General features: G+C 60.9%; 12 protein-coding genes. 7 read left to right on the top strand and 5 right to left on the bottom strand.

From position 1 onward, the window contains the following. Nucleotides 1-50: 50 nt before the first annotated feature. The 4 genes from BK658_RS22625 to edd form a co-directional block, all read right to left on the bottom strand. A complete protein-coding gene (locus BK658_RS22625; RefSeq protein WP_185019886.1) occupies nucleotides 51-1472 on the bottom strand; it encodes an ATP-binding protein in 1422 nt (473 codons plus the stop codon). Between the two features lie 31 nt (nucleotides 1473-1503). After that, nucleotides 1504-2235 carry a response regulator gene (locus BK658_RS22620; protein ID WP_103314995.1) on the bottom strand — a complete coding sequence of 244 codons (732 nt, stop codon included), beginning with the start codon at nucleotides 2233-2235 and terminating at the stop codon, nucleotides 1504-1506. Nucleotides 2236-2481: 246 nt separating this feature from the next. Next, nucleotides 2482-3441 (bottom strand): glucokinase, encoded by a 960-nt coding sequence (locus BK658_RS22610; protein WP_123584248.1) that lies wholly within the window; start codon nucleotides 3439-3441, stop codon nucleotides 2482-2484. Beyond that, nucleotides 3438-5264 carry a phosphogluconate dehydratase gene (edd, locus tag BK658_RS22605; protein ID WP_123584247.1) on the bottom strand — a complete coding sequence of 609 codons (1827 nt, stop codon included), beginning with the start codon at nucleotides 5262-5264 and terminating at the stop codon, nucleotides 3438-3440. Before edd ends, BK658_RS22610 begins: the two co-directional genes overlap by 4 nt. A gap of 224 nt (nucleotides 5265-5488) precedes the next feature. Here edd and gap point away from each other — a divergent pair, with 224 nt between their 5' ends. From gap to BK658_RS22570, 7 genes are all read left to right on the top strand, one after another. Further along, on the top strand, nucleotides 5489-6490 hold the full coding sequence (gap, locus tag BK658_RS22600; RefSeq protein WP_123426686.1) for a type I glyceraldehyde-3-phosphate dehydrogenase: 1002 nt from the start codon (nucleotides 5489-5491) through the stop codon (nucleotides 6488-6490). 25 nt (nucleotides 6491-6515) lie between these two features. Further along, entirely contained in the window at nucleotides 6516-6980 is a 465-nt protein-coding gene (locus tag BK658_RS22595) for a methylglyoxal synthase (RefSeq protein ID WP_123584324.1), read from the top strand. Nucleotides 6981-7055: 75 nt separating this feature from the next. Then, nucleotides 7056-7574 carry an RNA polymerase sigma factor gene (locus BK658_RS22590; protein ID WP_123584246.1) on the top strand — a complete coding sequence of 173 codons (519 nt, stop codon included), beginning with the start codon at nucleotides 7056-7058 and terminating at the stop codon, nucleotides 7572-7574. A 118-nt stretch (nucleotides 7575-7692) separates the two neighbouring features. Beyond that, on the top strand, nucleotides 7693-8664 hold the full coding sequence (locus BK658_RS22585) for a FecR family protein (protein ID WP_123584245.1): 972 nt from the start codon (nucleotides 7693-7695) through the stop codon (nucleotides 8662-8664). 120 nt (nucleotides 8665-8784) lie between these two features. Further along, the gene (locus BK658_RS22580; RefSeq protein WP_123584244.1) at nucleotides 8785-11349 is read left to right on the top strand and encodes a TonB-dependent receptor; all 2565 of its coding nucleotides are present in this window, start codon (nucleotides 8785-8787) and stop codon (nucleotides 11347-11349) included. A 112-nt stretch (nucleotides 11350-11461) separates the two neighbouring features. Beyond that, entirely contained in the window at nucleotides 11462-12070 is a 609-nt protein-coding gene (locus BK658_RS22575) for a biliverdin-producing heme oxygenase (protein ID WP_123584243.1), read from the top strand. Nucleotides 12071-12241: 171 nt separating this feature from the next. Next, entirely contained in the window at nucleotides 12242-13588 is a 1347-nt protein-coding gene (locus BK658_RS22570; RefSeq protein WP_123584242.1) for a CoA transferase, read from the top strand. Between the two features lie 120 nt (nucleotides 13589-13708). On the opposite strand, the gene BK658_RS22565 is transcribed toward BK658_RS22570, so the two are convergent. Then, on the bottom strand, nucleotides 13709-14572 hold the full coding sequence (locus tag BK658_RS22565; protein WP_123584241.1) for a DNA-3-methyladenine glycosylase family protein: 864 nt from the start codon (nucleotides 14570-14572) through the stop codon (nucleotides 13709-13711). Nucleotides 14573-14929 lie beyond the last annotated feature (357 nt).

Genomic DNA, 14929 nt, shown 5'->3' with positions numbered 1-14929 from the left:
GACGCGGAGCGTCACGGGCTGCATTCCCACGCGGAGCGTGGGAATGATCATCAATCTCTGGGCAACTGCAGCGTCACCCTTAACCCGCCCTCGCGCAAATTCTGCAAACTCACTTCCCCACCATGGCTATGGGCGATGTTACGCGCAATGCCCAGCCCCAACCCGTAACCCTGCTGCTGTCCGGCCAAACGAAAGTGCGGTTCGAACACTTGCTCCAGTCGCTGCTCGGGCACGCCCGGGCCTTCGTCGTCGACGTGCAAGATGAACGCGCTGTCATCGTCGTCGATGTGCAAATGGGCGTTCTGCCCGTACTTGAGGGCGTTGTCGATCAGGTTGCCGATGCAGCGCTTGAGCGCCAGCGGCTTACCGGGATACGGCGCCAGCGCCCGGCCTTGCTGGGTTACGCGGCCATTGCCGTTGGGCGCCAGGTAAGGCTCGACCAAGCAATCGAGCACATGATTGAGGTCCACCGGCTCGATGTTTTCGTGGATGTCAGTGTCCTTGACGCATTGCAGCGCGCCTTTGACCAACAGCTCCAGCTCATCCAGATCACGCCCGAACTTGGCTTGCAGCCGCTCGTCTTCCAGCAACTCGACCCGCAGCCGCAGACGAGTGATGGGGGTGCGCAAGTCATGGGAAATGGCACTGAACAACTGGCTGCGCTCTGTCAGGTAGCGGCTGATGCGCTCGCGCATGGCGTTGAAGGCTCGGCCGACTTCGACCACCTCACTGCCACCGCCCTCGGCCACCGGTTCCACTTCGGCGCCCAGCGACATGTCCCGCGCCGCCCGCGCCAGACGCTTGAGCGGTCGGCTCTGCCAGTGCACCAACAGGCCAATAAACAACAACAGAAAACCGCTGGTGAGCACGATGAACCAGACCTGCTGCGACGGCAGGCCCTGCTCTTCCAGGCTGGTATAGGGCTCGGGCAACAGCGAGGCGATATACAGCCATTCGCCTTGGGCCAGTTTGATCTGGGTGACCAGCACCGGCGGGTTGACCGGTTCCAGGGTCAGCGCGTAATGCGCCCAGGACCGTGGCAATTCATCGAGCTTCAAACCACCATTGAAGATCCGCAGGTCGTCCGGGCTGACGAATTGCACCGAGATGTCGGTGTCTGCGCCCAGCGATTGCCGCAGCACGTCATCCACTGCCGCCAGCACCGCTTCTTTGCGCGGGGTCGCCGGCAGCAACTGCATTTCCAACGGTTTGTCGTTGAGCGTCACCACGAAGCGGGTGCCGCCCATGCTACGCAACTGGTCGAGAACCAACGGTCGGTACGCCACCGGAAGTGAGCGAAAGTAACTGACGCTGGCGGTCATCGAATGCGCCAGGCTGCGAGCGGCGGTGACCAGACCTTCCAGTTGCGTGGCACGCAATTGCGAAACCCAGATCACGCTCGACAGCGTTTGCGCGAACAGCACCGCCAGCAGGGTCAGCAGTAACATCCGCCCAAGCAGCGAACGCGGCACCGGCACCCGCCGTATCAGGCGGGTGAAAAACTCAGTGGCCATTGCTGGCGACTACATTGGCAGCCAGTTGATAACCACTGCCGCGCACGGTGCGAATCAAACGCGGAGGTTTATCGGTATCGCGCAGACGCTGGCGCAAACGGCTGACGGCCATGTCGACGATGCGATCGAGCGGCATCAGGTCACGGCCACGGGTGGCATTGCCGATGGTGTCGCGGTCGAGGATTTCCTGCGGGTGATCGAGGAAGAGTTTCAACAGCGCGAAATCGGCACCGGAGAGAATCACCTCTTCGCCATCAGTGTGAAAAAGTCGGTGGCTGACCATGTCCAGCCGCCACTCATCGAAGGCCAACACTTCGCCGCCAGAGCGCTCCTGACCGAACTGGGCACGCCGCAGCAAGGCTTTGATTCGTGCCTGCAATTCACGGGGGCTGAAGGGTTTGCCAAGGTAATCGTCGGCGCCGAGCTCCAGGCCAATGACCCGGTCGGCCTCGTCGGAACTGGCGGTGAGCATGATGATCGGCACCTGGGCCTGGCGCGGGTGCTGGCGAATCCAGCGACACAAACTGAAGCCGTCTTCGTCCGGCAACATCACATCAAGGATCACCAGATCACTCGGCGCCTCGTTCAGCGCCTGGCGAAAGCCGGCGCCGTCGGGCGTGGTCCGCACCTGAAACCCTGCGCGGCTGAGGTAGGTGTCCAGCAACTCGCGTATCTCTTGATCGTCATCGACCAACAAAATCGACTTGTTGACTGAGCTCACGGGGCGGCGTCCTTGTTGTTATGGATGGGGCGGATTATGCCTTAAGAAAATCTGATGACGTGCGCGCATTAATGGTGAGGAGTCTATTGTGGCGAGGGGGCTTGCCCCCGTTCGGCTGCGAAGCAGTCGTAAAGGCAGCTACATCATTACTTCAGGCAAACCCCAGTGACTATTTTGGGATCGCTTCGCGATCCAACGGGGGCAAGCCCCCTCGCCACAATAAGCGCGCTCCCACAGGTAATCATTTCAATCAGGGAGAGCCTGTTCCAGTGCCACACCCGCGCCGGTCAGGCCGGAATACGGGGCGGTCACCAGCCAGACGGGAATGCCGTTGAAGTACTCGCTCATGCAGCCCTTGTCGGCGAAGCAGCGGGCAAAACCGCTCTTGAGAAAGAAATCGGCAAACCGTGGAATCACCCCGCCGACGATGTAGACACCGCCGCGTGCACCGGTGGTCAGCACGTTGTTGCCGGCCACCCGACCAAGCCAGCAGCAGAACTGCTCGAGCACTTCCACGGCAATCGGGTCGCCCGCAAGTCCGGCGGCGGTGATGGCTTCCGGGGTGTCGAGCACAGGTTCATGCCCGTCGACAGCACAAATCGCTCGATAGACGCGCGGCAAACCGCTGCCGCTCAGCGCTGTTTCGGCACTGACGTGACCGATCTCGTTGTAGATGTGCTGCCAGAGTTGGGTTTCTCGCGGACTGCTCAGTGGCAGGTCGACATGCCCACCCTCCCCCGGCAATGCGGCCCAACGGCCTTCGCCAAGATCCAGCAAGGTGCCGACCCCAAGGCCAGTGCCAGGACCGATCACCACCGCCGGGCGCAACGGCTCCGGCGTGCCTTTGCAGACCACCCGAAACTCGCCCGGTTGCAGGCGCGTCATGCCCAGCGCCATAGCCGAGAAGTCGTTGACCAGCAACAACTGATCGACCTGCAAGGTCTGGCAAAAGGCCTTGCGGCTCAGCCGCCAGTGGTTGTTGGTAAAACGAAATTCGTCACCGCTGACGGGGCCCGCCACCGACAGGCACACCGCTCCAATCGAACCGGGCGCCAGGCCGAGGCCGCTCAGGTAGACGCCGATGGCGTCTTCCGGGCAGGCATAGTCGGCTGTCGCCAGCACCTGGATCGACTCCAGTTGCTGGTCTTTCCACAACGCAAAACGCGCATTGGTTCCACCAATGTCACCGACCAGCGCTAGTTTCACTTAAGGGTCTCCAGGGCAGAGGTAAAGGCGCTGGCGCCCTGCTCTGCCGAGCTGAAGGCCATGCGCATGAAGCCAAACAACTCGCGACCGCAACCAATGCCGTTGTCCAGCAGGCCTTTGGCCGGCGTGCGAGCGGCAAATTCATCGGCGTCCACCAACAGTTGCAAGGTGCCTTTGACGCCATCGACGCGGATGATATCGCCCTCTTGCACGCGAGCCAAAGCTCCACCGACAAAGGCTTCCGGGCTGACGTGAATGGCCGCCGGGATTTTCCCCGACGCACCGGACATCCGCCCGTCAGTCACCAGCGCAACCTTGAAGCCACGGTCCTGCAGCACACCGAGGAACGGCGTCATCTTGTGCAGCTCCGGCATGCCGTTGGAACGCGGGCCCTGGAAGCGCATCACCGCGACAAAGTCCTTCTCCAGCAGACCGGCCTTGAATGCATCGGCCAGGTCTTGCTGGTCCTGGAAGACCATCGCCGGTGCTTCGACCACTTGATGTTCCGGCGCCACGGCCGAGACCTTCATCACCCCGCGACCGAGGTTGCCTTCCATCACCCGCAGGCCGCCTTCTGGCGAGAACGCACGGGCGACCGGACGCAGGATGTTTTCATCGAGGCTTTCGATCGGGCCTTCGCGCCATACCAGCTCACCGTTTTCCAGGAACGGTTCCTGGGTGTAGCGGCTCAGGCCATGGCCAGCCACGGTGTTGACGTCTTCGTGGAGCAGACCGGCTTCCAGCAATTCGCGGATCAGGAATGACATGCCGCCCGCGGCCTGGAAGTGGTTGATGTCCGCCTTGCCGTTCGGGTAGACGTGGCTCAGGGTCGGCACCACCTCGGAGAGGTCCGCCATGTCCTGCCAGGTCAGTTGAATACCGGCTGCCATGGCGATGGCCGGCATGTGCAGGGTGTGGTTGGTCGAGCCGCCCGTAGCGTGCAGCGCCACGATCGAGTTGACCAGCGAACGCTCGTCGACGATTTCGCCGATGGGCATGAAGTTGCCGCTTTGCTTGGTCAGGCGGGTGATCTGGTGCGCGGCTTCGCGGGTCAGGGCATCGCGCAACGGGGTGTTCGGGTTGACGAAGGACGCGCCCGGCAAGTGCAGGCCCATGACTTCCATCAGCAACTGGTTGGTGTTGGCAGTGCCGTAGAACGTGCAGGTGCCAGGGCTGTGGTAGGACTTCATTTCCGATTCCAGCAGCTCTTCGCGGCTGGCCTTGCCTTCGGCGTAGCGCTGACGAACGTCGGCTTTTTCCTTGTTGGAAATCCCCGACACCATCGGCCCGCCCGGAACGAAAATCGTCGGCAGATGACCGAAGCGCAGCGCGCCCATCATCAGGCCCGGCACGATCTTGTCGCAGATGCCGAGCATCATTGCCGCGTCGAACATGTTGTGAGACAGCGCAACAGCGGTCGACATCGCGATCACTTCACGACTGGCAATGCCCAGCTCCATGCCCGGCTCGCCCTGGGTCACGCCGTCGCACATGGCCGGCACGCCGCCGGCGAACTGGCCGACCGAACCGATCTCGCGCAATGCGTGCTTGATTTGTTCCGGGTAGTGCTCGTACGGCTGATGCGCCGAGAGCATGTCGTTATATGACGAAACAATCGCCACGTTGGCGGCATTCATCATCCGCAGGTTTTGCTTGTCTTCGGTGCCACACCCGGCCACGCCGTGGGCGAAGTTGGCGCATTGCAGCTTGCCGCGCATCGGGCCATCGCTGGCGGCGCCGCGAATCAATGCAAGGTAGGCCTCACGGGTAGCGCGGCTACGGGTGATGAGCCGTTCAGTGACCTCAAGTACGCGGGGATGCATGTGTAGAACTCCAGGCTAACGGATGTGGCGACCTGTTCGAGTCTATGCTGATCAAAAGGCATCTACGCGTGACGCGCTGACGGTTTTCTTGACCACTCGGACCAGTTGATTCAGGTCACTAGTTGTAGATAAAACAAAATATTGCCACTAAAAAGGCTTGTTTTCTATTTTTTTGCGAATAATCTTGTAATTCCAACAACAAATATGACGAAGGCGCTTTTCATATGACTCTACGAATTGCAATCAATGGTTTTGGCCGCATTGGCCGTAATGTCCTTCGCGCACTGTATACCCAAGGCTACCGTCAGGATTTGCAGATCGTCGCCATCAACGATTTGGGCGATAGCTCGATGAACGCTCACCTGCTCAAATACGACACCGTGCATGGCACCTTCGATGCCGATGTGCAGCACGATCAGGAAAGCCTGACCGTCAACGGCGACCGGATTTCGGTCAGCGCCATTCGCAACCCGGCCGAATTGCCGTGGGCTGCCGAGAAAGTCGACGTCGTGTTCGAATGCACCGGCCTGTTCACCGACCGTGCCAAAGCCGCCGCCCATATTAGCGCCGGCGCACGCAAAGTGATTATCTCGGCCCCGGCCAAAGGCGCCGACGCCACCGTGGTGTACGGGGTCAACCACGACATCCTGCGCCAATCGCACCAGATCATTTCCAACGCGTCGTGCACCACCAACTGCCTGGCCCCGGTGGCTCAGGTGTTGCACCGCGAGCTGGGCATCGAGAGCGGTCTGATGACCACCATCCACGCCTATACCAACGACCAGCACCTGACCGATGTCTACCACGTCGACCCGTACCGTGCCCGTTCGGCTACCCAGAACATGATCCCGAGCAAGACCGGCGCCGCCGAAGCGGTGGGCCTGGTGCTGCCGGAACTGGCCGGCAAACTGACCGGCATGTCGGTGCGCGTGCCGGTGATCAACGTGTCGCTGGTGGACCTGACCGTGCAGCTCAAGCGCGAAGCCAGCGCTGACGAGGTCAACGCACTGCTCAAAGAAGCCAGCCAGCACTCGAAGATCCTCGGCTACAACACCCTGCCGCTGGTTTCCAGTGACTTCAACCACAACCCGTTGTCGTCGATTTTCGATGCCAACCACACCAAGTCCAGCGGCAAGCTGCTCAAGGTGCTGGCCTGGTACGACAACGAATGGGGCTTCTCCAACCGTATGCTCGATAACTGCCTCGCCCTGTGCAACGCCGAATAAGGACGATTGCTCCGTGGAACCGCCGATGATCGGTATCAGCTTTACCACCAAAACCATGGCGGCGCGCAAACGCATCGCCCTGGTTGCCCATGATCACTGCAAAGTGTTCTTGCTGGACTGGGCCGAGCGGCAGAAGGACAAGCTCGCACAACACGAGCTTGTGGCCACCGGCACCACCGGGATGCTGCTGAGCAAACGCCTGGATCTGCCCGTTGAAAGCATGATCAGCGGCCCGTTGGGCGGCGATCAACAGGTCGGTGCGCGAATCGCCGAGCAGCGGGTCGACATGCTGGTGTTCTTCTGGGACCCGTTCGAGCCGCAACCTCACGATCCGGACATCAAGGCATTACTGCGGGTCGCGGCGGTCTGGAACATTCCAGTGGCCTGCAATGAATGCAGCGCCGATTACCTGCTCAGCAGCCCGTTGATGGATCAGCCGCACGCGTACCGGATCCCCGATTACCCGGCGTACCTGCAAGGCCGCAAATAATTCTCACCCGTAGCGCTTGACCTTTCAAGAAGATGATAAGCATTATCATTCGCTTGAAATGGATCAGGTCCTACTGTGAGTCAATCGCGCTTCCACCATGTCTTCCTCGCGCAGCGAGTCTCGCTGCTGCGGACCCTGGAGCGGATGGTCAACAACCACAGCACCGCCGAAGACCTCTTGCAGGAAACCTACCTGCGAGTGGCCCGCGCGTTAAGTGAGCGGGCCATCGATCACCTCGAACCTTTCGTGTTTCAAACCGCCCGTAACCTGGCGCTGGACCATTTGCGCGCACGGCGCATTCAGTCCCGAACGATGCTCGAAGACGTTCCGCTAAACGTCGTGCAAAGCATCGCGGCGCCGCTCAGCAGTGCCGAGGACGCCGCCCATGCCGAACAGTTGCTCGAACGCTTGAACATCAGCCTCAACCAACTCACCCCGCGCCAACAGCAGATCTTCATCCTCAGCCGCCTGCACGGGCACAGCTATCTGGAGATCGCCGAACAGCTCAGCGTGTCTTTGAGCACCGTGCAAAAAGACCTGAAGCTGATCATGGCGATCTGCGTCGGTGTCGCCGATCGCCTCAACGAGCACTGAGTCTGCCAGCCATTATTTTGCACAACGGCGTCATGACTCAGGCTTTGCTACCCTTAGCCGTCGTTTGCACTCCCCCTATCAAAAACCAGCTGCGCGCAGACGCAGCCGAGGAACACCCGTGACGGACAGCCCACCTTCCCACCCGCCACTCCCGGCGCGGGACTCAGCCAGCACCAGCGCCATGGACCAGGCGCTGGACTGGCTGATCGTGCTGGACAGTCCGAGCGAGCAACAAAGCCGCGAGTTCCACACCTGGCTTGCCGCCGACCCGCGCAATGCCGAAGCATTTGCCAAGGCCCAGACGATCTGGGACGGGCCGCAGGTCGCACAAGCCGCGCTGGGTTTGAGCACGACCAAACGCAAGGTCTCAAAACTTGAGCGCCTGCGCCCGCACTGGAAACCGCTGGCCATGGCGGCAGTGTTGATCCTCGGGCTGTTCAGCTTCAGCAACCTGCCAATGCGGATTCAGGCAGATCATCTGACCGTGATCGGCGAGCGTCAGCGCCTGCAACTGGAGGACGGTTCAAAAGTCCTGCTGAACACCAATTCGGCGTTTTCCAGCACCATCAACGACCAGCAACGCATCGCCCGTCTGTATCAGGGCGAGGCCTATTTCGAGGTGGCGGCCAATCGCGGCTTGCCGCTGGAAATTGACGCCGGCCCGGTCACGGCCAGCGTGCGCGACACCACGTTTGCCGTGCGTTATCTGGACGGCATCGCGCAGGTTCGCGTGCAACGCGGCGACGTCGACTTGCGCACCACCCACAGCGACGCCCGCGTGCGCCTGAGCGCCGGCGAAAGCATCCGTATCGGCCCCAATGGTTTCGATCAACCGGCCAGACTCGATCCGGCGACCGATCTGGCCTGGGTCCAAGGCCGACTGGTGTTCGAAAACTGCCCATTGAGCCAGGTGCTGGCCGAACTACGCCGCTACTACCCGGGCTGGATCATCAACACCAATGAACAGCTGGCCAACGTCACGGTGACCGGCAATTACCGTCTCGACCAACCGCTGGACGTGGTTCGCTCGCTGGCCCACATCACCTCGGCCAGGCTCGAGGAATTTCCGGCGCTGGTGATCCTGAACTAAATGAGAATTATTTTTACTCGATAGCACTCCATCGTTCGTCTCGTTATAGCCAATGCAATTGATTCGCATCTTCGATGCAAATCTGCACCTATACGATTCGTGCGACACGGAGCGCTATCGATGTCCTCTCGCCTTACCCGCCGGTCCTCTTCACCTTCCTGCGTGCTGTCCCTGCTGACTGCCGCCATTCTGTTGGCCGGCACTGCACAGGTCTCGGCCGCCACCGCTGAACAACCGAGCCGCAACATGGGCGACTACTCGTTCGCGATTACCCAGCAGCCACTGGTGTCGGCACTCAATGCCTTTACCGCCGTAACCGGTTGGCAGGTCGGCTTACCGGCCGAACTGGCTGAAGGCGTCGCCTCGCCGGGTGTCCACGGCTCGCTGCCCCCGGAAAAAGCCCTCGATCGGCTGTTGGTGGGGACCAACCTGAGCTATCGCAAGCTGGGCAATCACAACATCGTGCTGGAAAAGCTCAGCGCCGGCGGGACCCTCGCCCTGCAACAGATGACCATCAGCGCCACCCGTCAGGAGCAGAGCGTCGACAGCGTACCGAGCACCGTCACCGTGCACACTCGCGAAGAGCTGGACCACAACAACGTCAACACCATCAAGGAACTGGTGCGCTACGAACCGGGTGTTTCGGTCGGCGGCACCGGCACCCGTGGCGGTATCAGCGGCTACAACATTCGCGGTATCGACGGTGACCGGATCCTGACCCAGGTCGATGGTGTCGAGGTGCCCAACGGTTTCTTCAACGGTCCGTACGCCAAGACTCAGCGCAACTACGTCGACCCGGAAATCGTCAAACGCGTGGAAATCCTCCGCGGCCCGGCTTCGGTGCTCTACGGCAGCAACGCCATCGGTGGTGCGGTGAGCTACTTCACCCTCGACCCGGACGACATCATCAAGCCCGGCAAAGACGTCGGCGCCCGCCTGAAAACCGGCTACAACTCCGCCGACGACAGCTGGCTCAAATCCGCCACCGTCGCCGGGCGTGCCGAGCAGTTCGACGGCCTGCTGCACTTCAGCCAGCGCGACGGCCACGAAACCGAATCCTTCGGCAGCAACAATGGCACGGGGTTGAATCGCACCGCCGCCAACCCGGAAGACGTCCGCACCACCAACCTGCTGGCCAAACTCGGCTGGAACTATGCCGATGACGCGCGCCTGGGCCTGACCTACGAGAAGTACAAGGACGACCGCGACACCGACCAGCGAAGCGCCGTCGGTGGCCCGTTCAACAATGGCCAGCCAATGGGCATGTACCGCTCGCGCACCGGCAACGACACCATCACCCGCGAACGCTTCGGCCTGGAAAACAGCTTCGCCCTCGATTCCTTGCTGGTCGATCACCTCAAGTGGAGCTTGAACTACCAGATCGCCAAGACCGATCAGAGCACGCTGGAAAACTACTTCCCGTTCAGCCGCAACGTGATGCGCAGCCGCGAAACCCTCTATGAAGAACAGCAGTGGGTATTCGACGCACAGTTGGACAAAGCCTTCAGCCTTGGTGAAACCGACCATTTGCTGACGTACGGCACCACGATCAAGCAAGAGAAAGTCAGCGGTTCGCGTAGCGGCAGCGGAACGTGCCTGGCCGTTGGCCGTGGTTGCACAGCGATCGGCGCGATAAGTCCTAGCGATGTACTGAAGAAGTCCAGCGACTTCCCGGACCCGACCATCAACACCTACAGCCTGTTCGCCCAGGATCAGATCAACTGGAACAAATGGACCTTCCTGCCGGGCCTGCGCTACGACTACACCCAGCTCAAGCCGCACATCACTCAGGAATTCCTCAACACCGTGGCCGCCGACGGCAAAGGCACGGTCAGCGACGAGAACAAGACCTGGCATCGCGTGTCGCCCAAGTTCGGCCTGACCTACGCCCTGACCGACAACTACACCTGGTACGGCCAGTACGCCGAAGGTTTCCGCACCCCGACCGCCAAGGCGTTGTATGGCCGCTTCGAGAACACTACCACCGGCTACCGCGTGGAACCGAACCCGAATCTGGGGCCGGAAAAAAGCCAGAGCTACGAGACCGGCCTGCGTGGCAACTTCGAATCCGGTCACTTCGATGTGGCGGTGTTCTATAACAAGTACCGCGACTTCATCAACGAAGACGCCGTCACCCCGGGCTACAACGAGCTGACGTTCCAGAGCAACAACATCAAGCACGCGACCATCAAGGGCGTCGAACTCAAAGGTCGCCTGAACCTCGACACCTTCGGCGCACCGCAAGGCCTCTACACCCAGGGTTCGGTGGCCTATGCCCACGGTCGCAACAACGACACCGGCGAGCCGCTCAACGCGGTCAACCCACTGACCGGCGTGTTCGGCCTGGGTTACGACCAGGACAACTACGGTGCCTTGCTCAGCTGGACCCTGGTGCAGAAGAAAAACCTCGTCGACAGCAGCAGCTTCAAGTCGCCGGATGGCGTCAGCAGCCAGTTCAAGACACCGGGTTATGGCGTGGTCGACCTGAGCGGTTTCTACAAAGTGACCGACGACGTCACCGTCAGCGCTGGCGTGTACAACCTGGCCGACAAGAAGTACTGGCAGTGGGACAACGTGCGCGGTTACGACAGCGTCGGTGAAGCCGCCGTGCTCAGCCCGGCCAACCTTGATCGCCTGACCGAGCCGGGCCGCAACTTCGCGATCAACCTGATCTGGGACATCTGATTCTTGGAGCCTTGCTGCGCTTCTGGATAAAAGCGCAGCGAGGATTTTTTACGCTGCCGCGTCGTCTGGTTCGTCTAGTGACAACGCGCCTTTCATTCTCAAGGACTTCTTCATGACCGCTGCCCATACCCCTGAATGCCCGAGCCTGCGCTCGCAACGCCTGAACCAGATCACTCACTCACCGCACAGCAAACTCGATGCGCTGGTGAAAGCTCATGCACCGTTCGAAACCCAAGCCAACTTCGCCCGCTTCGTGGCTGCCCAGTACCTGTTCCAGTCGGAGCTGGTATCGCTGTACAACGATGCCGAACTGATCGCCATCGTCCCGGACCTGCCGCAGCGTTGCCGCGCCGACGCCGCCAAGGCTGACCTGGCCGACCTGGAAACCGACGTCCCGGCCCCGGTAACCGGTGCCGTGAAAAACCCGGGCAAGGCCGAGGCCTTGGGCTGGATCTTCGTCTCCGAAGGTTCGAAACTCGGTGCCGCGTTCCTGATCAAGCGCGCCTTGGGCTTGGGCCTGAGCGAAACCTTTGGTGCCCGTCACCTGGGAGAACCTGCCGGTGGCCGCGCCGAAGGCTGGAAACGCTTCGTCAAAACCCTCGACGGCCTTGAGTTCAGTGCCGAAGAAGAAACGGGGGTCGAGAAAGGTGCGATCGATGCGTTCAACCGCTTCACCGTGCTGCTCGAACAGGCTTACGCCAGATATCCCGAACTGGCCTGACGGAACACCATCCCGTGTGGGAGCGAGCCTGCTCGCGATAGCGGAATTTCAGCCAACATCCATGTTGGATGTCAGTCCGTCATCGCGAGCAGGCTCGCTCCCACAAGGGGGATTTCATCCGGGCTGACAGTTTTTTGAACTATGATCGTGCTCTCTTCCGGAGGGCCTTCGATGACTGATTTCCTGACGTCCATTCAAGCCGCGCTCGGCTTGCCCGCTACTGCGATCACCTTTACCTCGAAAGGCGCCCTGCCCTCAGCGTTTGCCGTGACGGACCTCGCCAGCGCCAGCATCGCGGCTGCCGGCCAGGCCGCCAGCGAATTGCTCCGGCAACAGACCGGTCGTTTACCGGCCCTTGAAGTCGACCGTCGTCTCGCTTCCTTCTGGTTTGCCACATCGATCCGCCCGATCGGCTGGAACGTGCCACCGCTGTGGGACCCCATCGCGGGTGACTACGCGACCCAAGACGGCTGGATTCGCCTGCACACCAATGCCCCTCATCACCGCAGCGCCGCCGAGCAGGTGCTGGGACACTGCTTTGATCGCAGCGCGATGGCCACCAAGGTTGCTCAATGGAGCAAAAGAGAGCTGGAACACGCAATAGTCGAGGCCGGCGGTTGCGCTGCCGAAATGCGCTCATGGCCACAATGGCAGTCCCACCCTCAAGGGTTGGCGGTCAACGCCGAGCCGCTGATTGATTTTTCCGCCGGCAACAGCGAGCGCTCGAACGCCTGGCAAGGTTCGGTCGCACAACCGCTGGCGGGCATCAAGGTGCTGGACCTGACCCGCGTCCTCGCCGGGCCCGTTGCCAGCCGCTTCCTCGCGGGGTTGGGTGCCGATGTGTTGCGCATTGATCCACCGCAGTGGAACGAACCGGGTGTGATTCCGGAAGTCACCCTGGGCAAACGCTGCGCCCGCCTCGACCTGCACAACAGCGTCGATCGCGGGGTATTCGAAAGCCTGCTCAAGGACGCCGACATTCTGCTCCACGGTTATCGCGCCAATGCCCTGGAACGCCTCGGCTACGGCACCGCCGAACGGCAGAAACTGGCCCCCGGCCTGATCGACGTGTGCCTCAATGCGTACGGCTGGAGCGGCCCCTGGCAAAACCGCCGGGGCTTCGACAGCCTGGTGCAAATGAGCAGCGGCATCGCCGAGGCAGGGATGCTCTGGAAGCACACGGACAAACCGACACCCTTGCCGGTTCAGGCGCTGGACCACGCCACCGGTTACCTGATGGCGACCAGTGCGATCAAGTTGTTGGCTGAGCGATTGAGTAGCGGACGCAGTGGCTCGGCACGATTGTCACTGGCGCGCACGGCAAAGTTGCTGATCGAACAGGGGCCGGGGACGGATGAGGCGTTGCAGGCCGAAGATGACAGCGATCAGGGAATGGTGATTGAACAGACACCCTGGGGCCCGGCGCATCGGTTGCATGTACCACTGAAGATCACCGGCACGCCGTTGCAGTGGGCCATTCCGGCCGGGGAACTGGGTTCCCATCGCGCGCAGTGGTGAGCCCCCATGATCGTTCCCACGGTCCCCGTGGGAATGCAGCCCGTGACGCTCTGCGTCACAGGGGACGCGGAGCGTCCTTTGAGGCATTCCCACGCAGAGCGTGGGAACGATCAACCTCGATCAATCGATGCGACTCAACGACGTCCACAACACCTGCGCCGCATACGCCCGACACGGTCGCCAAGCCTCGGCACGGGCCAACAACTCGCGCGGCGTCACCGGCCCACCTTCCAGCGCCACCAGCGCGTTGATCAATCCCACATCCCCTGACGGAAACGCATCCAACTCGCGCATCTGTCGCAACGCGATGTACTGCGCCGTCCAGTCGCCAATCCCCCACAATGCCAGCAATCGCGCAACGCCGTCGTCCCGCCCTGGTTCAAACAACAAGGGATCGTCAAGCAATGCCTGCGCTACACCAGACAGCGTCCGCCCACGGCTTTTCGGCATTCCCAACGTTGCCAGATCCGCTGCCGCCAACACTGCCGCCTCAGGGAACACATGAGTCAATCCTGACAGCGGTGCAGACAACGGTTCGCCGTATTGCGCTACCAGTTTCCCCGCTAGCTTGATCGCGGCACCGACCGTGATCTGCTGACCCAGCACCGCGCGAATTGCCAGCTCCAGCCCGTCCCATGTCCCCGGCACCCGTAAGCCAGGACGCTCGGCAATCAACCTTGCCATCAACGGATCAACCGTCAATTGCTGATGAATATGTGGCAAGTCCGCGTCCAGATCGAACATCCGCCGCAGCCGCGTCACGATCTCGGGCATGACTGACGCATCAGGGAAGCACAGCCTCACCTCCAGCGCATTATCAGCCGCTGGCGTAATCGAAAACGTGCCGTGCACACCGTTCAGGCTGATGCTGCGCGAGTACACACCATTGACCACCGACTCCAATCCGGCAATCGCCCGCGCCGACAAAAAGCCGAGCATCGCCGGCCAGTCATAAGGCGGCTGATAGTCGAGCAACAGCCTCACAGCAACAACCCGCCGAGTCGAAGCGTTTGCGCCGGTTGCGACATCCTTACCTCTCATCTCGAATCGACTGTTTGTCATGTTTTGAAACCATAACAAGTGTTCAATTCATTAAATAGGCAACGGGGCACGACGTTAATAAAATATCGGCAAAAAACAATGCTTATTCAGAACACTCTCATCTATGCCATGAAGGCACTTTGCCGGTTTTGTGGGGCATTCCAGATACATAAATTCTGTACTGAAAACAGACGCGCAAAATTTGCGCATTCTGAAAAAACAACTAGGTTCAAGGCTCGCAGCCATCAGCAGCCATTCCCGGTTAATTTATTAAAAGCCCTCTGGAACAGGCTTCTTGCG

This window comes from Pseudomonas brassicacearum, from assembly GCF_003732175.1.
In the GTDB taxonomy this organism is placed as follows: domain Bacteria; phylum Pseudomonadota; class Gammaproteobacteria; order Pseudomonadales; family Pseudomonadaceae; genus Aquipseudomonas; species Aquipseudomonas brassicacearum_G.
This window is presented reverse-complemented; position numbering and strand designations above follow the sequence as displayed.